This is a genomic window from Bacillus sp. MHSD_36 (assembly GCF_030757775.1).
Classification (GTDB): domain Bacteria; phylum Bacillota; class Bacilli; order Bacillales; family Bacillaceae_G; genus Bacillus_A.
The window spans coordinates 1-24,163 of record NZ_JAVBIS010000015.1; the positions used below are offsets into that span (position 1 = coordinate 1).

Consider the following 24,163-nt stretch of genomic DNA (forward strand, 5'->3'; position numbering starts at 1 on the left):
TGTCTGCCGCTCAGAAGCGACTTTATCAATATAACATTTTGTTATATTTTCGTCAACAACTTTTTTCAATAAGTTGTTTTTCGTTTGTTTTGTTTGTTACCTTTCGTGGCAACGAATATAAATATACCAGTTTGATTATTAAAATGCAATAGTTTTTCTAATAAAATTTTTAACTTAGTAAAAAAGTATAAAAACAGCACATTTCTTCTATATAAATATAATTTCTCACACCATCAAACTTTACTACTCATACTTAAATAAAAAAGCTTTGGAGAAATCTCCAAAGCTTAGTCTTGCTTATGACGCATAGCAGGGAATAGTAGTACATCACGAATAGATGGTGCATTTGTTAATAGCATAACAAGACGATCAATACCAATTCCTAGTCCACCTGTAGGAGGCATACCGTACTCAAGAGCTTCGATATAATCATCATCCATCATGTGAGCTTCGTCATTACCTTGTTCACGTTCTTTTAATTGCGCTTCAAAACGTTCTTTTTGATCGATTGGATCATTTAACTCAGTGAATGCATTTGCATGCTCACGCGCAACGATAAATAATTCGAAACGATCTGTGAATCGTGGATCTTCGTCATTCTTTTTCGCAAGTGGCGAAATTTCTACAGGATGACCGTAAATGAATGTTGGTTGAATTAATTTATCTTCTACTTTTTGTTCGAAGAATTCATTTATAATATGACCAACTTCCATTGTATCCTTAATATCTACATTATGTTCTTTCGCAAGTTCACGCGCTTCTTCTACACTCATCGGATTCCAGAAGTCTGCTCCAGAATGTTCCTTAATTGCATCTACCATATGAAGACGTGTCCATTCTGGTTCTAGATTAATTTCATAATCACCATATTGGATTGTCGTTGTACCTAGTACCTGCTTCGCGATATGAGCAACCATATTTTCTGTTAGTTTCATAATATCTTTATAATCAGCATACGCTTCATATAATTCAATCATCGTAAATTCAGGGTTATGACGAGTTGATACACCCTCATTACGGAATACACGGCCGATTTCATAAACTTTTTCTAATCCACCCACAATAAGGCGTTTTAAATGAAGTTCAATCGCGATACGCATATATAATTCCATATCTAACGCATTATGATGCGTAATGAAAGGACGCGCAGAAGCTCCACCTGCAATTGCATGCATCATAGGTGTTTCCACTTCAAGATAACCATTGTCATCTAAGTATCTTCTCATTTCACGAATGATCTTACTACGAGTAACGAATGTTTCACGGCTTTCCATACTTGTAATTAAGTCTAAGTAACGTTGACGGTAGCGTTGTTCAACATCTTTTAATCCATGATATTTATCCGGTAATGGACGCAGAGATTTCGTTAATAGCGTAAAGCCAGTTGCTTTCACTGAAAGTTCTCCAACGTTCGTTTTGAACACTTTACCTTCAATACCTACTAAGTCACCTAAATCTGCTGTTTTAAATAATTCGTACTCTTCATCTCCAACAGCATCTTTACGAACATAAATTTGAACTTGTCCATGTAAATCTTGAATATGCGCAAATCCAGCTTTTCCTTTACCGCGCTTTGTCATAATACGACCAGCGATAGAAACAGAGATTTCTTTCTCTTCTAATTCTTCTTTAGAGAACTCTCCATATAAGCTTAATAAGTCATTTGTTGCATTTGTACGTTCAAATCTTTTACCGAACGGATCGATTCCTTGCTCACGTAAGTTATGTAGCTTTTCACGACGAACAAGCAATTGGTCGTTTAATTCTTCGTGGTTCATGTTATCCATGGTATTGATATCACTCCAGCTCTATTAATTTTTACAATATATACAGTATAGCATTTTCTACTCAACTAGAAAAACTGCCAGCGACTCACTGGCAGTTCTTCTTTCACGTAATTATAGGAAGTGTATAGAAGAATGTCAATCTTCCCTATCTATTATTAACCAACGTGAATTGTTTGTTGTTTCGCTTCTACTTCTTCTACAAATGCACCTAATACATTCGCAAGGTCTTCACGCGTATTACAAGCATTTATACCATTACGTACATTTGCATTACCACGAATACCTTTTAAATACCAAGCTGCATGCTTTCTCATCTCTCTTACAGCGACACTTTCGTTCTTTAAATCGATTAGACGATCTAGATGCAACATACATACGTCAATTTTCTCACGCACTGTCGGTTCCGGCATTAATTCACCTGTCTCTAAATACTTTACCGTACGATAAATCATCCAAGGATCTCCAAGGGCAGCGCGACCAATCATAACGCCATCTACACCAATTTCATCAATCATGCGTTTTGCATCTTGTGGAGTTGCAACATCACCATTTCCGATAACCGGGATATTTACAGCTTGCTTTACTTGTTTAATAATATCCCAATCCGCTTTCCCCTCATACATTTGTACTCGTGTACGTCCATGAACTGCTACCGCTTGTCCACCAGCACGCTCAACAGCTTTTGCATTCTCGATTGCGAAAATATGATCCTCATCCCAACCAATACGCATTTTAACTGTAACTGGTTTTTTTACAGCATCTACAACTGCCGCTACCATCTCATATATTTTATTTGGGTCTAACAGCCACTTTGCTCCTGCATCGCACTTAACGATTTTCGGTACCGGACATCCCATATTTATATCAATGATGTCTGCTGTCGTATATTGATCTACATATTTCGCAGCATCTACAAGAGTTTCTTTTTCTCCACCAAAAATTTGTAAACTTAATGGCTTTTCTCTCTCATCAATATATAACATATCTAACGTTCTTTTATTGTTCAGTAGTATCGCCTTATCACTTACCATTTCAGCACAAACTAGACCTGCACCAAATTCTTTTACTGTCAAACGGAATGCAGAGTTACACACTCCCGCCATCGGTGCTAATACAACTGGATTTTTCATCTCAATATTTGCGATTTTTAACACTCGATTTACTCCTTCCTTCCTGGTCACTTTGGCATTAACTCATCTATCGAGACCTTTAATGCTTTAGCAACTTCCACTACAAAATCTTGGGAAGGCGATCGATTTCCTCTCTCAACTTCACCTAAAACAGATACAGATACCCCTAATTCTTTTGCAAAACCTTCTTGCGTATAACCTTTTAGCTTTCGAAAAGCACGAATGCGTCTTCCCCATTTTTCTGCTTCCATACCGTTACTCCCTCTCGCCTTTTCATTTCTTCTACTTGTGAACGTGAAATGTTTTGTTTTATATCTTGATTAATCTCTAACAACGGAACGATAACAAAAGCTCTTTCGAACATCCGCGGATGCGGAACAATAAGATTCTCTGTTTCAATATTTTCTTGATTATATAGTAAAATGTCAAGGTCGATAGTCCTCGGCCCCCACCTGATTTCCCTTTTTCTTCCTAGGTCATTCTCTACTTTTTGCGTTACTTTCAATAATTCTTGCGGTGATAAATTGGTAGAAATTTTTATAACTAAATTTAAAAAGGAACTTTGGTCAGTATAGCCAACTGGTTCCGTTTCATATACAGACGAAACATTCTCAACTTGGATATATGGATTTTTATTTAGAAACTGAATCGCTTCAGTTAAATACGTATAACGCTCTCCAATATTTGAACCTAATGCAATGTAAGCTACATTATTCATGGACGTTCTCTCGTAATTTCCACTGCTACAGCACGATAATGCCCCGGTATCGGCGGATCTGGTTTAATCACCTTTATCGTACATCTTGAAATACTCTCATATTGTTTCAAGATATCTGCAGCGATATTTTCAGCAATGCTCTCTACAAGCTTATACGTTCTATCTTCAACAACTTTCCTACATAATTCAAAAAGCTCTCCATAATTGACGGAACGCTCTAGGTCATCACTTTCTCCAGCCTGCTTCAAATCCAATTCCACCGTTAAGTCCACTTTAAATCTTTGGCCCAATTTATTTTCCTCTGGGAATACACCATGGTAACCGTAAAACTCCATATCATGAATATAAATTTTATCCAATTACTTTACCCCCTTACCAATCATCGCGTCCATCATCTTAGCCATACGCGCCATTTCCTTCACATCATGAACACGAACAAACTCACAACCCTTTTCAATACCGAGACAAACGGTAGCTCCCGTTCCCTCAAGACGTTCCTCTACCGGTAAATCTAGCACATGCCCAATAAAGGACTTTCTTGAAGTACCTAAGAGAACTGGATAACCTAGTACGTTTAACTGTTCTAAATTACGCATCGCTTCTAAATTTTGTTCTGGTGTTTTAGCAAAGCCGATACCTGGGTCTAAAATGATATTCTCATCTCGTACGCCAGCATCTTTAGCAATTTTAATACTGTCATATAAATCAGCAATCATATCAGCCATTAAATTGCGGTAATTCATGTTATCGCGATTGTGCATTAAGATAATAGGTACATCGTAATGAGCTGCAACGTCAGCGATTTTGGGTTCCGCCTTCGCTCCCCAAATATCATTAATAATATGAGCACCAGCTTCGATTGCTTGTTTTGCAACGTCAGCTTTATACGTATCGATAGAAATAGGTAATTTCACTTCTCTTGAAACTGCCTGAATCATCGGAACAACTCGCTTTATCTCTTCTTCCACTGATACTTTAGCAAAACCCGGGCGAGTAGATTCACCACCGATATCAATAATATGAGCACCTTCATCTCGCATTTCTTTCGCATGGCGCACCGCAGCCTCTACCTCGTTGTAACTTCCACCATCGGAAAACGAATCTGGCGTTACATTTAAAATCCCCATAATTAAAGTTTTTTCATTTAAGTTCAATGTATATTCGCCGCAGCGCAAATCATAATCCCACTTCAAACTACACATCTCCTCTTCGCAATTCATTTCTGCTCCACAACTTCTCTCTCTGCATTTCATAAAGATTCATAAACCTCTTTGTAACCATACCTACTTTACCCGGGAAATCTCGTCCCTCTATACGATTAAGCGGAACAATTTCTTGCACCGAGTTTGTTACGAAGACTTCATCAGCTGAAAGTAATTCATCTTTTGTAAAGAAACCTTCCTTTACTTCTATGCCTAGTTCTTCAGCAACCTTTATAATAAACGCACGAGTGATACCATTTAAAATCCCCGTTTTTAACGAAGGTGTATATAAAATATCACCTTTTACAAAAAAGAGATTCGAAACAATACCCTCTGCAACATAACCTGTTTCAGTAAGGAAAATACCTTCCTTATTCATAACATTTCCTATTTCACGTTTCCCCAAAATGTTATTTAAATAATGGTGAGACTTCAAGCGAGATGCACCCTCTGGTGTATTTCGCACTTGATTTAAGACAACCCCTTCTTTTTCCACTACATCTCCCGGGGCCGCTAAAGGTTTTATAAAAACAATAATAGACGGCTCTTCATACATTTCTGTTTGCAATCCAATTTCATCTATACCCGCCGATACATTAAAACGGACATACGCATTCTCTAATTTATTCTTAATGAGTAAATTCTTCAAAATAAGCATTACTTCATCTTTCGTCATCGACCATTTAATTTGCAACGTATCAAGCGCATCTATTAAACGGTCATAATGATCATCCAATAAGAAAGGATGGCCATTATAAATACGAAACGTCTCAAAAACTCCAAGACCATATAAATAACCGTGGTCATACGGCGAAATTCTCGCTTCACTCGCTTCTACGTACTGACCATTTACGTAAATTAACATGACGTCACACTTGGACTGTATTTACGAATGAAATTCTGCAACAACTCTTTTCCGTGAGAAGTCATAATAGATTCCGGATGGAACTGCACACCTTCAATCGGTAATGTTTTATGACGGAGCGCCATAATTTCCCCTTCTTCTGTCCAAGATGTTACCTCTAAGCACTCCGGTAATGTCTCTTTCTTAACAATAAGGGAGTGATAGCGCGTCGCAGTAAATGGATTAGGAATATCCGAAAAAATCGTCTTTCCATCATGATGCATAGGTGACGTTTTCCCATGCATTAATCGTTCTGCACGGACAACCTCTCCCCCAAACACTTGCGCAATAGATTGATGCCCAAGACAAACCCCAAAAATCGGAATCTTTCCAGCGAAGTATCGAATAACCTCCATACTAATCCCTGCTTCATTCGGACTACATGGACCTGGCGAAATCATTAAAAAGTCTGGTTTCATATTCTCAATGTCTGAAATAGTCACTTCATCGTTACGTTTAACAACAAGCTCTTGTCCAAGTTCTCCAAGAAACTGTACTAAATTAAATGTAAAAGAATCATAATTATCAATCATTAATATCATTTCTCTCACCTAACCATTTCTTCGCTACGTTCTTTTGCACGCCATAAAGCAATCGCCTTTTTGAGCGACTCTTTATATTCATTTTCTGGATTTGAATCAATTACAATTCCCGCTCCTGCTTGTACATGAGCTTTTCCATCTTTAGCAAGAAGTGTTCTAATTACAATATTCAATTCTGTATCTCCAGAATAACCGATCCAACCAATTGAACCTGTATAAATCCCTCTGCGAACAGGCTCTAATTCTTCAATAATTTCCATCGTACGTATTTTCGGGGCACCAGTAATTGTTCCACCAGGGAATACAGCTTTCACTAAATCGAAAGCATCCTTATCTTCTTCCACCTCACCACGCACATTAGAAACGATATGCATCACATGTGAGTACTTTTCAATTACCATAAATTCATCTACTTCTACAGTGCCATATTTACAAATACGCCCTAAATCATTTCGTTCTAAATCTACAAGCATGACATGTTCTGCTCGTTCCTTTTCGTTCTCAATTAATTCCCTTGCTAATTCTTCATCCTCTTGTTCATTCGCACCGCGGGATCTTGTACCAGCAATTGGTCTTGTACTTACTTCTTGTCCTTGTTTCTTAATTAACAATTCAGGGGAAGCACTAACAATTTGAAAATCCCCAAGCTCCAAGTAACCCATATATGGAGATGGATTAATTTCACGAAGACTTGTATAAATTTCTAGCGGGTGTGTTTGTAACGTTCTTTCTTGCCTTGTCGACAAGTTTACTTGGAACACATCACCGGCCCCGATATATTCTTGAATACATTCAACCGCCTTCATAAAGTTTCCTTCGGTAAAAGCAACTGTTTCACTTTTCTTTTCAGGACATGCAAATGGTATAGTCACTTCCGGCGCCTCTGTCGCCCAAAGAATCTTCCACTCATTTAATCGCTCTTTTGCCTCTTCATACTTATCTACATAATGTGTAATAATCCATAATACTTTTTCTTCTTGATCATACACAAACACATCATCAAATAATAAAAAGAATATATCAGGTATATTAATATCATCCTCTGCAAGAGAAGGTAGTTTTTCAATATAACGGATGCAATCATAACTAAAGTAACCAATTGCACCACCTTGAAATGGCGGGTACCCCGGATTATAGTCTGTTTTCCATTGCTCCATATATTCCTGCATTAAGTCTAATGGATTTCCTCGCTTTATTGTTTCCTTACCACTTTCACTTATATGTAACGTTTCACCCTTCCCTTGGATTACCGCTACTGGGTTCAACCCCACAATGTTATAACGACCGCCACGTCCACTCTCTAACAAAATATGTTGCGGTTTATCCTTAGAAAGAAATTTATATTGCTTAAAGAAATCTAACTGATATGGAATAGAAAGCGCTAAAGATTTTCTTCGTTGCATATCAACACCCCGTCTTCTTTTATCCCACCTTCTTAAAGCAACCACCTCAAACTACATTTGTTATGTATACAGAAGGGTTATACTCGAAGGCTAGTGAAAATAAATTAATTATACTACATCTTATTTTACATGAAGTTTTCTAGTCATTCACTCTTTTCCTATTTCCAATCCAAAAAGAAAAAGCATCCTTTTTCAAGGATGCTTTTTCAATCACATATAATTAAGATTCAAATTGATAAAGTGGTGTACTTAAATAACGTTCACCGTTACTTGGGATAATAACAAGTACCTTTTTCCCTTTACCTAACTTTTTCGCAATTTCTGTTGCTGCATAAATAACTGCTCCAGAAGAGATACCCACTAAAATACCTTCCTCTTTCGCCACTCTTCTTGCATATTCAAATGCTTGTTCTGTTTTTACTTGAACAATTTCATCATATACTTCTACATCCAACGTCTCTGGGATGAATCCCGCCCCAATTCCTTGGATTTTATGTGGACCCGGTTTCCCACCAGATAATACTGGTGAATCCGCAGGTTCTACTGCATAAATTTTAATATCTTTATATGCTTCCTTCAGTACTTCACCAGCACCAGTAATCGTTCCACCTGTACCAATTCCTGCAATAAACGCATCTAATTGGTCGCCCATTTGTTCAACAATTTCTGGACCTGTTGTTAAGCGATGAATTTCTGGATTCGATTGGTTTTTGAACTGTTGTGGTATAAAGTAGCCATGCTCTTTCGCTAATTCAGTCGCTTGACGAATTGCTCCACCCATTCCTTCAGGACCTGGAGTTAATACTAATTCAGCACCGTAAGCACGTAATAAATTACGACGCTCAACACTCATTGTTTCTGGCATTACTAAAATTGCCTTATATCCTTTAGCAGCCGCTACCATCGCTAAACCAATTCCTGTGTTACCACTTGTTGGCTCAATGATTGTATCACCTTCTTTTAATAATCCCTTTTTTTCAGCATCTTCAATCATCGCTAATGCAATACGATCTTTAACACTGCTCCCTGGATTCATAAATTCTAATTTTAAGTATATATCTGCGCTGTCTGATTCTACGATGCGGTTCAACTTAACGATCGGCGTTTTCCCGATTAATTCTGAAACTGATTGTGCCACTCGCATTCCTGTCACTCCTAACACCGAGTATTTTTATTGGTTTTGTATATATTTAGATTTTGTCAGAAAATTCCCTGTTTGTCAATCTATTTAGAAGGTGAATCCCCTTAATTTCCCTTATTACAAATTCTCAATTAAATTTGTAATATCTTCTTTAGAAAACTTATATCGCTCATTACAGAAATGACAATGAACTTCTGTTTCCTCTTCTTCTTCACGAACTTGCTCTAACTCCGTTTTACCTAAACTAATTAATACACTCTCAATACGTTCGCGTGAGCATGTGCAATTAAATTGAACATCCATCGTTTCTAATACTTTTACTTTATCTTCTCCAAGAACTGCATACAGTAACTCTTCTGGAGAAAGCCCTTGTTCAATCAATGTTGATACAGGAGGAATCTTCTGCAAACGATTTTCAATGAATGAAATTGTTTCTTCCTGTGCACCCGGCATAATTTGAAGGATAAATCCACCTGCCGCTAATATGCTGTCATCTCCATTTACAAGAACGCCAACACCTACAGAAGAAGGCGTCTGCTCAGAAACTGCAAAATAATACGTGAAGTCTTCCCCTAATTCTCCTGAAACAATTGGAGATTGACCAATAAACGGCTCACGCATACCAATATCCTTAATTACTGTTACAAATCCTTCAGTACCTACAGCTTGATATACACGTAATTTCCCTTGTTCCGTTCCCTCAAAGTCAACATGTGGATTCGTTACGTAACCACGTACATCCCCATTTGCATGAGCATCTACTAAGATAGGACCAATCGGGCCATTACCTTCTACCTTAATCGTTAGCTTTTGGTCACCTTTTAACATTGCGCCCATCATTGTACCCGCAGTTAAAGAACGACCAAGTGCCGCTGAAGCTGTTCTCCATGTATCATGACGTCTTTGCGCCTCACTTACAGTATTAGTAGTACGTACACTATACGCACGCACTTCTCCATCAAACGCTAACGCTTTTACTAAATAATCTTTCATACTTATTTATTCACCTTTCTCATGCTGTAAATTTGCATTACGCTCGTATAACATATACAAACCTTTTAATGTTAGGAATGGATCTACAACATCAATTACATTCGATTCTTCTGAAATTAATTTCGCCAATCCACCTGTTGCAATAACTTTTGGTTCTTGTTTAGCTTCCTCTTTCATACGCTTAACAATACCTTCCACTTGTCCAACATAACCATAAAGAATACCAGATTGCATTGCACTTACCGTATTCTTCCCAACAACACTGCTTGGTTTTGTGATTTCAATACGAGGAAGTTTTGCCGCTCTACTGTATAAAGCCTCTGCTGAAATCATAATTCCCGGTGTAATAACGCCACCCATATAATGTTTTTCTTCGTTAATATAACAATATGTAGTAGCCGTACCGAAATCGACAATAATAAGCGGACTTCCATATAAGTGGATTCCAGCTACTGCATTTACAATTCGGTCCGCACCTACTTCACGTGGATTTTCATATTTAATATTTAGCCCGGTTTTTATTCCAGGACCTACTACAAGCGGTTTAATTTTAAAATACTTTTCACACATGCGCTCTAAAGCAAACATGATTGGTGGTACGACTGAAGACACGATAATACCTTTCACATCTTCAAATGAAAGACCCTCATGCTCAAGCAATTGCTTTACAAGCATTCCATATTCATCTTCTGTCTTATGACGATCTGTTTCCATGCGCCAATGTTGACGGAGTTCCCCCTCTTCAAACACGCCTAGTACAGCATTTGTGTTCCCTACATCCAATACAAAAATCATATTCTCACCACTTATCTTATTTAATCTATATTTGTGCAGTATGTATAAAACTTATAAAAACATCATATCACACATACTTATATAATCAGCTTTTCTATCCTCATCATTTTACAAAAAGATTACGCTTCATTTCAATTTTTAATACCATATTTATTTAAATTCTTTTTCTACTTCATTTCATTCCACAAATAAAAAAAGGAGTGACCATCGTCACTCCTTCATCTCTTACTTATCTTCTGATTCTTCATCGTCCTTCTTCATGTTGATGTTTACTTTCACATCAGCTGAAGATGTTGGACGTTCTGGCAATCTGCCGTAATCACATAAATGATTGATTTGCTCAGCATCTAACGTTTCTACTTCAAGTAACGTTTTTGCAATAAGGTCTAGCTTATCACGATTTTCAGTAAGAATGTCTTTTGCACGAGCATAACATTCTTTCATAATCGTTTGCATTTCCACATCGATGTCGTGTGCAATTGCATCACTGTAGTTTTGTTCTGAATGGAAGTCTCTTCCTAAGAACACTTGACCACCTTGCGAACTACCAAATTGCATTGGTCCAAGCTTATCACTCATACCGAATTCCGTAACCATACGTCTTGCAATGCCAGTCGCACGTTGGAAGTCGTTGTGAGCACCTGTACTCACTTCACCAAAAACAATCTCCTCAGCTACTCGACCACCAAGTAAACCAGTGATTTTATCAAGTAATTCTGGCTTTGTCATGAAGTAACGATCCTCTTTCGGAAGCATTACTGCATATCCACCAGCTTGACCACGAGGGACAATTGTTACTTTATGAACGACATCAGCTTCATCAAGAACAACACCAATTACAGTATGGCCCGCTTCATGGAAAGCAACGATATTACGTTCTTTTTCAGAGATAACACGACTTTTCTTAGCCGGACCTGCAATAACACGATCCGTTGCTTCATCAATGTCACTCATATCAATTTTCTTCTTATCTTGACGCGCAGCTACTAAAGCAGCTTCGTTTAATAAGTTTTCAAGATCAGCACCAGAGAATCCTGGCGTACGAGTTGCAATTGCTCTTAAGTTGATATTCTCATCAAGCGGCTTATTACGAGCATGTACTTTAAGTACAGCTTCACGACCATTTACATCTGGACGATCTACTGTAATTTGACGGTCAAAACGACCTGGACGTAATAATGCTGGGTCAAGAATATCAGGACGGTTTGTCGCAGCGATGATAATAATACCTTCGTTTGCACCGAATCCATCCATTTCAACAAGTAATTGGTTCAACGTTTGCTCGCGCTCGTCATGGCCACCACCAAGACCTGCGCCACGTTGACGTCCTACTGCATCAATTTCATCAATGAAAATGATACAAGGAGCATTTTTCTTTGCATTTTCAAATAAATCACGTACACGTGATGCACCGACACCTACAAACATCTCTACGAAGTCAGAACCACTGATAGAGAAGAACGGAACGCCTGCCTCACCTGCAACAGCACGTGCTAATAAAGTTTTACCTGTACCTGGAGGTCCAACTAATAGAACACCCTTCGGAATACGGGCACCAACTTCAGCGAACTTACGAGGATCTTTCAAGAATTCAACTACCTCAACAAGCTCTTGTTTCTCTTCATCCGCCCCAGCAACATCTCTGAAACGAACCTTTTTCTTTTCGTCATTATATAACTTCGCCTTACTTTTCCCGAAGTTCATAACACGGCTACCGCCGCCCTGAGCTTGGTTTAACAAGAAGAAGAATAAAATGAAGATAATAACAAACGGAATGATAGAAGTAAAGAATGTTACCCAAGCACTTGTTTCTTCTGCTGGTTGATACTTAACTTCAGCACCTTGCGCTTTGTCATTAATTTTCTTTTGTAATTCCTCAGTATTTGGTGCATAAGTAACAAATTGTTCTCCTTGGCTAGAGTTGTTAAATTGTCCTTTTACCTCAAATACACCATTTTTCGGTTGAAGTTGCACATTACGAACTTCACCTTTTTCTAGTTTAGTAATGAATTTATCGTAGCTAACTGATGTCGTTTTTTGTGTCGAACCATTAAAATAGCTCACGATTCCAATTACTACTAGGAATATCAGTAAATAAAAGATGGTATTACGGAAGATACGATTCATTCCTAACCTCCTCTCACGGCATAAACACTATAGTAAATCGTAACATAGAAAAACTTTCCTATACAATTGTGACGCCTGTATTTAATTAATTTGAGTAAACGCTTGGTTTTAATACTCCTACATAAGGAAGATTACGGTACTGCTCTTTATAATCTAACCCATACCCTACAACAAATTCATGCGGTACAGTAAATCCAACATAATCCGCTTTCAAATCTACCTTACGGCCTGTTGGTTTATCTAATAACGTAACAATTTTTACAGACTTCGCTTTACGATATTTAAATAGGTCTACTAAGTAGCTTAGCGTAAGACCGCTATCAATAATATCTTCAACGATTAAAATATCGCGACCTTCTACAGAAGTATCAAGGTCTTTTAAAATTTTCACTTCGCCTGTTGAAACAGTTGAGTGACCGTAACTAGATACAGCCATAAAATCCATTTCAAGATATGTATCTGTTCTCTTTAATAAATCTGCCATGAATGGCATTGCACCCTTTAGTACACCAATCGCAAGAGGTACTGTATTTTTATAATCCTCTGCAATAATTGCACCTAATTCGAGCACCTTTTCTTGTATTTGTTCTTCAGAAATTAATACTTTTTCGATATCTTGATTCATCATTTCATTATCCTCCCGGAAGACTCCTTGCTTTTGTAGTGAATAATCATATATTTATCCTTCTTTGTTACCTCTTTCGAGATAGCAAATGCAGATCGTTTCAACAAGGGTACCCAAATAATGTTCCCACTTGCATCACAAACGACCGGCCATTCTTCTCTTTTTTCTCTTGGTACTTTCGCTTCGATAAAAATAGCTTTTATCTTTTTGGTGCCATTCATACCTTGTATTGACATGCGATCTCCATTTTCTCTAGAACGAATACGAAGTGGATATGATATATCATTATACTTAGCAACAAAAACTGTTTCATTCATGTTACTTGGTATATCTTCGCTCACCTCCGTTACAAGCTTATCCCCGTTCGATAGCGTAATTGTGCCGGGAACTGATAAATCTTGTAAGAAAGGAGAAACAATTTCTTGTTTAAATCCAAAGCTGCACTCCTCGTATGCGCGAACAATTTTTAAATCACCTGGGAAATCAAGTGAACCCGAAGGTTGTGTCCGCTTAAAAAACTCAATCACTTTGTCAATATGTATAGAGGAAAGAGAAGATGGAATCTTATATTCATAAAGATAGTTTAATATTAGTTGAATCCCTCTTCTTTGTAAAGGCATAGACATGGATTCAAAGGCAGGAATTGATAAGCTAATTTGTTTATCACTTTTTTTTGTAATTACTTTATTCATTTTCTCAAAAGCTAATTCCTGCAAATACGCCTCATCCTCTTGCATCTGCATGCTAAATTTTTGGAATTTCTCATGCACTTGTGGATTTTCTTCTTTCAAATGAGGAAGAACATATTTACGTAATCGATTCCTTGTATATACTTCCTTTTTATTACTTGGATCTATACGAGGAATTATTTTTAGCTTATGACAGTAATCAACAATTTCTTCCTTCGTTACTCCAAGTAACGGCCTAATTAAATACCCATTATGAAAAGGACGCTTCACTGCAATTCCTGCATATCCTTTCGGAGTACTCCCTCGTACAAGCCGCATTAAAATCGTCTCTACTTGATCATCACCATGATGTCCAAGGGCTACATATCTCGCATCATATTTCTTCATTATTCTTTCCAAAAATGCATATCTGCATTCTCTAGCAGCAACTTGTGCATTCATCCCATATTGCTGTTGATATTGCGACACATTAATCCTTATCGTTTCGCAAATAACTCCCAGTCCTTTACAAAGGTCCTGCACAAACTGTAGGTCCTCATGAGATTCATCACCTCTAAACATATGATCCACATGCGCTACTACAATCTCAAACTGTTTTGCTGCTCTTTTTTCTAACAAATAATATAGAAGAGCTAAAGAGTCAGGACCACCAGAAACCCCTACAACAATTGTTGAGCGTTCCTTTAATACATCATGCTGCTTTACAAAGTCATCTACCTTTTCAACAAATGTATCTTTCAACTTCGTAATCACCTTTCATTAAACAAGAACAGCAACGTTAGTTACCTTGTTTATAATGGTACAACTTTTACAAACATTGTGCAAAAAAAAGATATACAAAAATTACATTTTTATCTTACATCATCCGTACATATTCACAAAAGTAATAATATTATCTTTTAAAGCAAAAAAACCTAGGCATCCACCTAGGTTTTAGAAAGAAACATCACACTTCAAATTTATTGCGCCTGCATTCCTACAATTGGAATGGTAGCCCACTTCGGCATATTTTTCTTCACTTTCGCTACTACAATAGTCATATCATCATTTATATAACCATCGCCAGAGCGAATCACCTCTTCCATAATGATATCAGCAATTTCTTGTGGATCTTCAGTTTGTAACTCTTTAATTTTCCGCTTCATCCATAACTCGTGATTCTCCACATGTTGCGCGCCCTCAAAAATCCCATCACTCATCATAATAAGAATATCGCCCGTCTTTAATTGCTCACCCACTACATCGACTTCAACATCCTCAATAATTCCCATCGGTAAATTACTTGCTTCAATTTTCAAAATATTATTTGCACGTTTAACAAAACTTGGCGTCGATCCAATCTTTAAAAACTTCGCACTTGCATCTCGCAAATCTACCATAGCTAAATCTAACGTCGTAAACATCTCTTCTGTTGTTCTTAAAGAAAGAATAGAGTTGATAGATTTAATCGCTATCTCCTCATCAATGCCTGACTGAAGTATTTTTTGTAATAATTTCACTGTTTCTTTACTCTCCATATGAGCTCTTTGCCCATTTCCCATACCATCACTAATTGCAAGAGCATATTTCCCAACACTTAAATCCATCATCGCATAAGAATCACCTGAAACAAACCCACCGCCTTTCGCAGCTGTGGCCAATCCAGTATCAAGAGAATACGTTTTTGCTGAACCAAATGATATTAAGCTGTGGCCATTCGGATAAGAAGATTTTTCTTCATGTTTTACAACTATATTTTCCTTTAAGATATCCGAAAGCATTGGTGCAACTAATTTTTCACACTCTCCATGTTCATTAGATGCAACTGGAATCAACATTTCAATATCAATACTTCCTCTATCTAAACAATAAATATCAACATGTTCTATTTCTACACCAAAATCACGAAATGCTTGCAAAATTTGTTCTTCCTGTACTTGATGATTTTCTCTTTCTCTTTGTATCTCCTTGGCAAAATCCTCCATAACTTTTGATACACCTAATAGTTGCTCCGCTACTATTCTACGATTTTCTTTCATCTGTTTTCTTAATTTTTGTCCCTCATAGAAGTGATCTAATTCACCTGCTACTAAATCCGTCACTTTCTTCCCTCTCACGCAATGCTTGTCCCATTCACGAACTAACTTCCGATTATGCTGCAGAGTTCCTTCTTCCGTTTCGCTCATTATTTGTTTCATATAATCGTACGTTTTATCGAAATTAACTACCCAGCATTGATCTTTCTTAAAACATGTTTGACATGTTTTTGCAGTAATTGTACTTAAGAACAAATCTGCCTCTGTCTCTTTATCTTCCTCTTCCACATATCCATATACAGAAAAGCTATTAGATAAAGCAGCAAATACATTGGCAAATTGATTGATTTTATTCGCTGTAACATCACGCATTCTTCTTAAATACTGTTGTTGATCTTGCGAATGCTCCTGTGTACCTGGCATGAATTTAGCAATACGATCCATAACAAGCTTCGGTGTTAATAAGAAGAAAGCAATCGCTACACCAGATTCAATTAAAGTTGTCACAATGTTTGTTTGCTTGTCTACATATAGCGTAATCAAGCTCGTCCCAATTAATAAACCCAAACTAACACCTAACCGCTTTCCTTCTTTTAGCAAACCACCAAGTAGCCCAGAAAAAGCAAGCAGGCTAAGTTGGGACAAACTGGAGACATTTGCCAAACTTAATATTAATCCAGTGACGACCCCCACTGTAGATCCTGTAGCTGCTCCTGCGATAAATGCAAACACGAGCACTAAATATCTAGTGAAAATATGTTGAATAGAAGCGTCATATACAAACCAATCTGTTGTACCTGTTAAAACAGATGCTAGTAATATAATTAAACAAACAATTTCTTCCGTCTCTAACGCTTGTTGTTTCCCTTTTCTTTCTACTAAAAGCGGGACACTTTGTAAAAATATCATAGTTAATACGAAGCTAAGCCCTGCCTCAATCGTACTAACGAGTAAATCGTACATGGTAACAGTTTGTTGTGCAAAATATACAACAACTAAATGTGCGGTTAATGCAGAGATAAATACTTGGAATGGTACAAGTCCAACAGTTTTACGTGTAAACCGACTAAAGAAGATATTATAAATGAAGAAAGTAAAGATAGATGCAAAGGTAAAGAATAAATTATCTATCGACACTGAAAGTGCGCCCCCCATTAGAGCCAAGAACGCGAGCGGCATTTTATCCCGCTTCATAACATAAACAGCAGCAAAAAACGGCAGTGCAAACGGTAAAATGTTTGTTAATATATATGCTCGTCCCAAAAGAAAACCAATAACAACAATAATAAATCCCCATCTGAAGAAAACTTGCTCAAACTTCATTCGCAACTTACTCGTCCACTTTACTCCTCCAAGCTGACCCTCATTCATTGCCAATGCACTTGTATTCATAGTATTCCTTCCTGCTTTAGGCATATTTTTAACACCACCTGCATAGTTTAATTACTGTCATTATAAAAGATGATTATTGGGATTTTTGTCAAAACAACAGTTTTCACTTTTATAATCGTTCGACTTTTTATTCGAAATAACTCTACATATATACACAGTATGTATTTTATCTTTAATATTTTAACCGAACATTCAGAAAATATAGGGTGATTTTGTAGAAGTGTTGTATGTCTTATTTTATTTAACAAAAAAAGATCATGCACATTTGCATGATCTTTTTAGATGACCCGTACGGGATTCGAACCCGTGTTACCGCCGTGAAAGGGCGGTGTCTTAACCACTTGACCAACGGGCCGTTAAATTAAATATAGCGGCGGAGGGGATCGAACCCCCGACCTCACGGGTATGAACCGTACGCTCTAGCCAGCTGAGCTACACCGCCATGTCGTCTTATTTAACGGACAATTAGTATCTTACCTCAGATATAATTTAAAGTCAACACATCTTTAAAACTTTTTTAAAAATATATTTTCACATATAAAAAAGCACCCCGAGCAATCGCCCTGGGCACCTCTCTATATACTAAGAATTAAACGTTCTTATTATCCGCGACGTGCGCCACGGCCACCACGTTTAGATTCTGTGTTACGCTTTAAAGAAGTTAAACGATCTTCGCTATCCTTTAAGAAACGTGCCATCTTTTGCTCGAATGTTTCTTTTGGAGCGCGGTCGTTACCGCCACCGCGGTTATCTCTGTTGAAAGAACGATTACGTTGTGGACGTCCAGAACGTTGTTGATCACCACCGCGTTGATATTCACCACGTGGACGATCTCCTTCTGTTTTTTCACGCTCTTTCGCCTTTTTAATAGATAGACCGATCTTACCATCTTTTTCAACGTTAATAACTTTTACTTCTACTTGGTCGCCCACTTTTAAGTGATCGTTAATATCTTTCACATAATTATCAGCAACTTCACTAATATGAACAAGACCCGTTAAGCCTTCTGGCAGCTCCACAAAAGCCCCAAAATTTGTAATACCTGTTACTTTACCCTGTAACTTGCTGCCTACCTCGATTGACATAAAAAAAATGCTCCTCCTTAGTGGTTAAAAAGTCAAATTTTACTTTATTATATATAATCCTAAAATATAGTGTCAATAAGACATACTCTACTTAGAAACAGGAAAAATTATCTCCCCTTTTCCAGAGAAGAAATAATCCCTTCTAGCAATCTTTAATACGTACTCTTCATCATTCAACTTTTGAACTTCGTCTTTTAGACTCTTTTCTTTATTCGTTAATGAATCCAGTTCTTTTTTCATGTCCTTAACTTTTGCTTCTTTTGCTTTAATGGAACTGTTTTGTTGATAAAACGTTACACTAATACTCGCAATAATTGTAAAAGCAAAGACAAGAAAAACCGCTAAACGGCGATAAAGTCGCTTCCTGTTCTCATCCGTTTGTATTATATGCTCTTTAACAGGATTTGGACTCTGTTTTTCGATTGTTCTTTGTCTCAGTTCCCTCATTTCCGAGGTCCCCCTAACTTCTTTTTTATACGCTCCCATAATTGGAAGATATGTTCCTTCAACTTTGCTATATATTGCAGGAACCCTACATGTTTCATTACAAAAAGTTTAACACGATTAGGGAGAAGTTTCCATATGAGCGAAGCAATAAATCGAACAGGCCAGAAAAAAACTTTCCATATGAAAAGTAATATCCAAATCACCATTTTCCATAACACATGTCCAATTGAAAGCAGTATACGAAATAAGAATAATATAAATGCAATAAATAGCTGCGCTATAATAATAACAGGTTTTATCATGAGTAGCTGTATAATTTGAACAAAAAAGTGTGTTATTTGCACAAAAATATAGATGAGAAAATTTAACAGTCTCATGTATATTGCCTTCAATAAGCTTTGGTATGCCGCAAAACCGCATAATAATGCCAAAAATACATATATACGCAGTTCAGCTTCATTTACAAGAAGCAATACGTAAAAAACGAATAATGCTTGGACAATCCAAAATAGTATATCATGTATAAATACAAGCCAACGTTTACGTTCCTGACGTTTTAAAAATCGTTGGTATGTATCTAAAGACGCTCCAATCCAAGCACCCATTCCGATCATTGAGAGCATCGTATACAACTGAATTGTTAAACTCATTTAAACAACTTACTAAAGAATCCTTTAGTTTTCTCCCCTTGATTCTCATCAATATACAACATCTCATGAACTTTCCCTTTAATCGATACAATGCCTTTTTCTACATCTAAATTTTTCATTTGCAAATTTTGACCACGAATTGTTAAAAAGCCCATTACGGTCTCAAGTAAAAACTCTTCGCTATCAAAACTCTCTACCTGCTTTACACCAGTAATATCAATTACACGCCTACCACGCATAATAATATCATGTTCTACAGAAACATTTTGTTGACTAGAAGACATAGGTGAGTAACCATTATTCACGTAAATCCCCCCATACATTTATACTAGCTAATAGTAATGTATGAAGGGATAATTGATTTTAGAACAAGCCTTCTTCAGCCTTTACTTTTTCTTCGCGAACTAAGCTATACATATTTGCTGCATCTTCTTTTTTAGTCGTTTCTTTCAATTCGTTTATCTTTACAGTTACTATTTTTTGACCAAAACGAATTGTTAATTCATCAGCCACTTTCACATCAGAACTCGCTTTCGCCACTTGACCATTAATGGATATTCTTCCTTGATCAGCTACTTCTTTTGCTAATGTTCTTCTTTTAATTAAACGTGATACTTTTAAAAACTTATCTAGACGCATATTAAATCCCCCTATTAACGCTCTGTTTGTTTTGCCTCTTCCCATAAAACATCCAACTGCTCTAATGATAAATCTTGCATCTCTTTATTCATTTCAGCTACCTTTGCTTCCATGTATAAGAAACGACTGACAAATTTCTCATTTGTTGAACGTAACGCTTCTTCTGGATCTATTTTATAATGACGAGCTATATTAACAAACGCAAATAGTAAATCACCAAATTCACTTAACATCTTTGCCTCATCCATGTTTGTAACTTCTTGTTGAAACTCGTGCCACTCTTCTAAGGCTTTCTCTATCATTGGTTGTACATCAACCCAATCAAAACCAACCTTGCCAGCTTTTTTCTGGATTTCATACGCACGTAGTAACTGTGGCAAACTTTTGGGAACTCCATTTAAAACGGATTCTTTCACAAATCCCTTTTCTTGTTTTTTAATTTCTTCCCAATTGACAAGTACTTCATCGGCACTATTTACATCTATATTCCCAAACACATGCGGATGGCGACGAACCATTTTCTCAGATAAAGTTCGAATAATATCATCTATAGAGAACCAACCTTCATCTTCTCCGATTTGAGCATGCAGCATAACTTGTAGTAATACATCACCTAGTTCCTCTACTAAATGATCGTCGTCCTCTTCATCAATTGCTTCCAACACTTCATAAGCTTCCTCAATTAAATACTTCTTTAAAGATTGATGCGTTTGCTTTTTATCCCACGGACAACCATTCGGGCCACGAAGGTCTGCAATAATTTCTCGAAGTACATCAAACTGTTGATACAAGGAAGCACGTTCCTGAACTGGTGGTACATATACGCTCGTTAAGTTATTCAACTCCGTTTCATGATCTAACATATACAACGGCACCTTTTTAACTTGTTCAAATGAAGTCCCTGCAGCTGTTACGATATACACTTCATAATCATCTGGTAGCATCTCCATTAATGTTAATTTCACATCAGATGCAACGAATGCGTCATATACTTGGCAAAAGATTAAATGTTGACGTAATTCTAATTGTCCTCTTTCAAATGATGTAGCATCAATTAATTGGAATCCTTCAATCGGATCAATCTTAAGACTTGCAAACATAGGATCAAGGAAACTTTGTCCACCTTCAATTCGCACTTCAATATTCGCTACTTCACTTTTTTCCAACAGTAGCTGAACCGTTCTTTCCGCTACAAGCGGATGCCCTGGAACAGCATAGATGATTTCTGCACCTTCAGCTTTTTCTAGCAATGTATTCGCAATTGTTTCATATACAATTTCAAATGTATCATGTGCTTCATATACATTGTCAAAAGCAGTATATTGTATACCTTCTTTTTCCAACTCTTCTATAACGGGATGTTCCTTCGTTCTAACAAACATGTGATCTGCTTCTTTTATTTTTCGATATACACCCATCGTTAACTGATCTAATTCACCAGCACCTAATCCTAAAATAGTAATGATTCCACTCACAACCTGCCACCTCTATCCACTCTTCTTCAATGAACCTTCTTTTTTCTCTTTTTTCATAACGGTTCCTATTTCCGCTTTTGTAAATACACGTAATTTTAAAATGAAAAACATATATGCTAATCCGCCGATAACTACACCTAATAATGCCTCAAGTGTCGCGATTCCTCTATGTTCCGTATCAATTACTAATCCAATCATTTGTAATACATGCATAAACATTATTAATACAAATCCCATACCGATACCACTAATAACTACACCTAACATATTCCCTTTGTCGATAAGCGATTCGGATACAGCCCTCATAAGTAATACACTATTTAGTACAGAAATTACAAGTAACGCAACTAACGTTGCAATTGCAGCTCCCTTTACACCAAAATATGGCATTAATATATAATTTAAAGCTAACTTTAAACAACCCCCAAATATAACGAATATTGCTGGTTTTAATGTTTGTCCTAACCCTTGCAAAATAGAAGCGGTTGTAATTGACAATGAACTAAATAAAATAGATAAAGATAAAATGGATAAAACATCTGACCCATCACTATTTTCAAACAACATAATATTTGTAGGCTGAATAATACAAGTTAATCCAATGGCCGCTGCAAATCCAATAACAAATGTTATTTTCATTGCTAACTTTACCTTTTCTTGAATAAAGGCAAGATCTCCTCTTTCCTTCGCTGCTGTTATAATTGGAATAAGCGACAACGAGAAAGAAGTTGTTACGACAGTACCTAATTGCATAAGCGGGATACTTCTGTCATAAACACCCTTTAACACCTTTGCGCTTTCAGCTTGTTCTCCTGCCCCAATAAGTAAAGAATAGAAAGAAACAGAATCAGCCATTTGTATAAAAATAAGCACTAAGTTACTAACACAAATCGCTAATCCTTGCCAAAACAGGATTTTAATGATTTTCTTTTTCCCTCTAATCCTCTTTACACTTTTGAAGAATATAGAACGAAAATCATGACGCATATAAAGTACAAGTACGATAATCCCAATCAGTCCACCTGCGATTGAACCTAACATAGCACCTGCACCAACTGTATATAAATCAAATCCGTGAGCAATTAGGAATAAAGATAAAAATACAATAATAGAAACACGAATTGTTTGTTCTATCACTTGCGAAACAGCTGTTGGCATCATATTATTGAACCCCTGAAAATATCCTCTTGCTACAGATAAAAACGGCATTAATATGAATGAAAAGGAAATAACACGTAATAGCTTATTTAAGTGTATATCGCCCATAGCTGTTGCAATTGCTTCGGCACCAAAGAACAATGTAAAAAATCCTATGAAACCAATCCCTAATAAAAACCAAAAAGATACACAAATAATTTCTTCTGCTTCTTGCTTTTTCCCTCGCTCTAATCGTTCCGCAACCATTTTTGAAATTATAATGGGGAACCCATAAGTAGCTAAAATTAAACAAAATCCATAAAACGGATAAATTTGCTGATAAATATAAAAACCAATGTCACCCGCTATATTTTGATATGGAATACGGTAAAAGGCGCTTAATACCTTTGTAACAAAACTTGCGATTGTTAATATAATAGCCCCACGCCAAAAGGCTTGATACTTCTTCGATTCCATACAAGAAAACTCCTTTTTCTATTCTCACCCCTCGTATTATATCATAAAGAAAAGGACAAGCTTCCTTACCTACACGAGTAATCATGCGTTCACACAACGCTAGAAATGTTCAACGAAAAAAGGTAGCAAAGCGCTACCTTCATTCAATATACATATATCTCCAAATGATTGATTTCTCAAGAAGAAATATCATAATTAGGAAAGATTGCTACTTCTAAAATTATAAATTCTTACTGTTCCATTTGTTTCGCTAAGAAACTTGCAGCAGTATTAACTGCTTTATGCTCAATCTCGCTTATAATAGCTTCTTTCGAAAAAATAATGACAGCTCCAATTGGGTCTCCATTTGCAACAATCGGTCCAACTGTATAAGAATGAACCTTTTCTGTTACACCATCAATAATGGAAATATCACTTTCGTCTGTCATAATAACAGACTTTCTTTCTTCCATCGTTTTTTCAATTAGATCGCCAACGCTTTTATTTAAGTATTCTTTTTTTGATACACCTGATACTGCGATAATAGAATCTCGATCGCATACAAGCACATTATGTCCTAAGCTATCATATAAAGCCTCTGCATATTCTTTTGCAAAATCACCTAGTTCGCTAATTGGAGAGTATTTCTTTAAAATTACTTCCCCATCGCGATCTACAAATATTTCTAGTGGGTCCCCTTCTCGAATACGTAAAGTTCTACGAATTTCCTTCGGGATTACTACCCTACCTAAATCATCAATTCGACGTACGATTCCAGTTGCTTTCATTCTAATGCTGCCTCACTTTCTAC

24 protein-coding genes and 2 tRNA genes are annotated in these 24,163 nt (G+C 36.8%); all 26 read right to left on the reverse strand.

Going from position 1 to position 24,163, the window contains the following annotated elements; genetic code table 11:
• Positions 1–287: 287 nt before the first annotated feature.
• The 26 genes from lysS to spoVT all read right to left on the reverse strand — a co-directional run bounded on the left by lysS (position 288) and on the right by spoVT (position 24,140).
• Complete coding sequence (gene lysS / locus Q9B79_RS26110; RefSeq protein WP_048526409.1) at positions 288–1,787, reverse strand: lysine--tRNA ligase; 1,500 nt, start codon at positions 1,785–1,787, stop codon at positions 288–290.
• A 155-nt stretch (positions 1,788–1,942) separates the two neighbouring features.
• Positions 1,943–2,941 (reverse strand): tRNA dihydrouridine synthase DusB, encoded by a 999-nt coding sequence (gene dusB / locus Q9B79_RS26115; RefSeq protein WP_098254734.1) that lies wholly within the window; start codon positions 2,939–2,941, stop codon positions 1,943–1,945.
• 23 nt (positions 2,942–2,964) lie between these two features.
• Complete coding sequence (locus Q9B79_RS26120) at positions 2,965–3,168, reverse strand: helix-turn-helix domain-containing protein (RefSeq protein ID WP_000387027.1); 204 nt, start codon at positions 3,166–3,168, stop codon at positions 2,965–2,967.
• Positions 3,120–3,635, reverse strand: coding sequence for a 2-amino-4-hydroxy-6-hydroxymethyldihydropteridine diphosphokinase (gene folK, locus Q9B79_RS26125; RefSeq protein WP_098254732.1), 516 nt, complete (start codon positions 3,633–3,635; stop codon positions 3,120–3,122). The genes Q9B79_RS26120 and folK overlap by 49 nt, the downstream gene beginning before the upstream one ends.
• Positions 3,632–3,994, reverse strand: a complete 363-nt coding sequence (gene folB / locus Q9B79_RS26130; RefSeq protein WP_098254731.1) for a dihydroneopterin aldolase — start codon at positions 3,992–3,994, stop codon at positions 3,632–3,634. The genes folK and folB overlap by 4 nt, the downstream gene beginning before the upstream one ends.
• The gene (gene folP, locus Q9B79_RS26135; protein ID WP_306188850.1) at positions 3,995–4,855 is read right to left on the reverse strand and encodes a dihydropteroate synthase; all 861 of its coding nucleotides are present in this window, start codon (positions 4,853–4,855) and stop codon (positions 3,995–3,997) included.
• Positions 4,830–5,702, reverse strand: a complete 873-nt coding sequence (gene pabC / locus Q9B79_RS26140) for an aminodeoxychorismate lyase (protein WP_306188853.1) — start codon at positions 5,700–5,702, stop codon at positions 4,830–4,832. Before pabC ends, folP begins: the two co-directional genes overlap by 26 nt.
• A complete protein-coding gene (pabA, locus tag Q9B79_RS26145; protein ID WP_306188855.1) occupies positions 5,696–6,283 on the reverse strand; it encodes an aminodeoxychorismate/anthranilate synthase component II in 588 nt (195 codons plus the stop codon). The genes pabC and pabA overlap by 7 nt, the downstream gene beginning before the upstream one ends.
• Before the next feature lie 5 nt (positions 6,284–6,288).
• Positions 6,289–7,686: an aminodeoxychorismate synthase component I gene (pabB, locus tag Q9B79_RS26150; RefSeq protein ID WP_306188857.1), complete on the reverse strand. Its 1,398-nt coding sequence runs from the start codon at positions 7,684–7,686 to the stop codon at positions 6,289–6,291.
• 220 nt (positions 7,687–7,906) lie between these two features.
• On the reverse strand, positions 7,907–8,830 hold the full coding sequence (cysK, locus tag Q9B79_RS26155) for a cysteine synthase A (RefSeq protein WP_099686265.1): 924 nt from the start codon (positions 8,828–8,830) through the stop codon (positions 7,907–7,909).
• Between the two features lie 114 nt (positions 8,831–8,944).
• Positions 8,945–9,820 (reverse strand): redox-regulated molecular chaperone HslO, encoded by an 876-nt coding sequence (gene hslO / locus Q9B79_RS26160; protein ID WP_306188859.1) that lies wholly within the window; start codon positions 9,818–9,820, stop codon positions 8,945–8,947.
• A 6-nt stretch (positions 9,821–9,826) separates the two neighbouring features.
• Entirely contained in the window at positions 9,827–10,615 is a 789-nt protein-coding gene (locus Q9B79_RS26165; RefSeq protein ID WP_000578367.1) for a type III pantothenate kinase, read from the reverse strand.
• Positions 10,616–10,840: 225 nt separating this feature from the next.
• Complete coding sequence (gene ftsH, locus Q9B79_RS26170) at positions 10,841–12,742, reverse strand: ATP-dependent zinc metalloprotease FtsH (RefSeq protein WP_001079658.1); 1,902 nt, start codon at positions 12,740–12,742, stop codon at positions 10,841–10,843.
• Positions 12,743–12,827: 85 nt separating this feature from the next.
• Complete coding sequence (gene hpt, locus Q9B79_RS26175; RefSeq protein WP_000981838.1) at positions 12,828–13,370, reverse strand: hypoxanthine phosphoribosyltransferase; 543 nt, start codon at positions 13,368–13,370, stop codon at positions 12,828–12,830.
• Positions 13,367–14,797, reverse strand: a complete 1,431-nt coding sequence (tilS, locus tag Q9B79_RS26180; protein ID WP_306188863.1) for a tRNA lysidine(34) synthetase TilS — start codon at positions 14,795–14,797, stop codon at positions 13,367–13,369. Before tilS ends, hpt begins: the two co-directional genes overlap by 4 nt.
• Before the next feature lie 218 nt (positions 14,798–15,015).
• Positions 15,016–17,487 (reverse strand): stage II sporulation protein E, encoded by a 2,472-nt coding sequence (gene spoIIE / locus Q9B79_RS26185; RefSeq protein WP_001123533.1) that lies wholly within the window; start codon positions 17,485–17,487, stop codon positions 15,016–15,018.
• A 259-nt stretch (positions 17,488–17,746) separates the two neighbouring features.
• Positions 17,747–17,818 (reverse strand) — tRNA-Glu (locus Q9B79_RS26190).
• A gap of 13 nt (positions 17,819–17,831) precedes the next feature.
• Positions 17,832–17,905 (reverse strand) — tRNA-Met (locus Q9B79_RS26195).
• A 160-nt stretch (positions 17,906–18,065) separates the two neighbouring features.
• Positions 18,066–18,548, reverse strand: coding sequence for a S1 domain-containing RNA-binding protein (locus tag Q9B79_RS26200; RefSeq protein ID WP_000021452.1), 483 nt, complete (start codon positions 18,546–18,548; stop codon positions 18,066–18,068).
• 87 nt (positions 18,549–18,635) lie between these two features.
• On the reverse strand, positions 18,636–18,995 hold the full coding sequence (gene divIC / locus Q9B79_RS26205; protein WP_001208736.1) for a cell division protein DivIC: 360 nt from the start codon (positions 18,993–18,995) through the stop codon (positions 18,636–18,638).
• Positions 18,992–19,645, reverse strand: a complete 654-nt coding sequence (gene yabQ, locus Q9B79_RS26210; RefSeq protein WP_306188867.1) for a spore cortex biosynthesis protein YabQ — start codon at positions 19,643–19,645, stop codon at positions 18,992–18,994. The genes divIC and yabQ overlap by 4 nt, the downstream gene beginning before the upstream one ends.
• Positions 19,642–19,950: a sporulation protein YabP gene (gene yabP, locus Q9B79_RS26215; protein WP_306188869.1), complete on the reverse strand. Its 309-nt coding sequence runs from the start codon at positions 19,948–19,950 to the stop codon at positions 19,642–19,644. The genes yabQ and yabP overlap by 4 nt, the downstream gene beginning before the upstream one ends.
• 58 nt (positions 19,951–20,008) lie before the next feature.
• Positions 20,009–20,284 (reverse strand): RNA-binding S4 domain-containing protein, encoded by a 276-nt coding sequence (locus Q9B79_RS26220; protein ID WP_001234876.1) that lies wholly within the window; start codon positions 20,282–20,284, stop codon positions 20,009–20,011.
• Between the two features lie 14 nt (positions 20,285–20,298).
• The gene (yabN, locus tag Q9B79_RS26225; protein WP_306188872.1) at positions 20,299–21,759 is read right to left on the reverse strand and encodes a bifunctional methyltransferase/pyrophosphohydrolase YabN; all 1,461 of its coding nucleotides are present in this window, start codon (positions 21,757–21,759) and stop codon (positions 20,299–20,301) included.
• 12 nt (positions 21,760–21,771) lie between these two features.
• Entirely contained in the window at positions 21,772–23,373 is a 1,602-nt protein-coding gene (locus Q9B79_RS26230) for a putative polysaccharide biosynthesis protein (protein ID WP_306188874.1), read from the reverse strand.
• A gap of 230 nt (positions 23,374–23,603) precedes the next feature.
• On the reverse strand, positions 23,604–24,140 hold the full coding sequence (spoVT, locus tag Q9B79_RS26235; RefSeq protein WP_000648306.1) for a stage V sporulation protein T: 537 nt from the start codon (positions 24,138–24,140) through the stop codon (positions 23,604–23,606).
• Positions 24,141–24,163 lie beyond the last annotated feature (23 nt).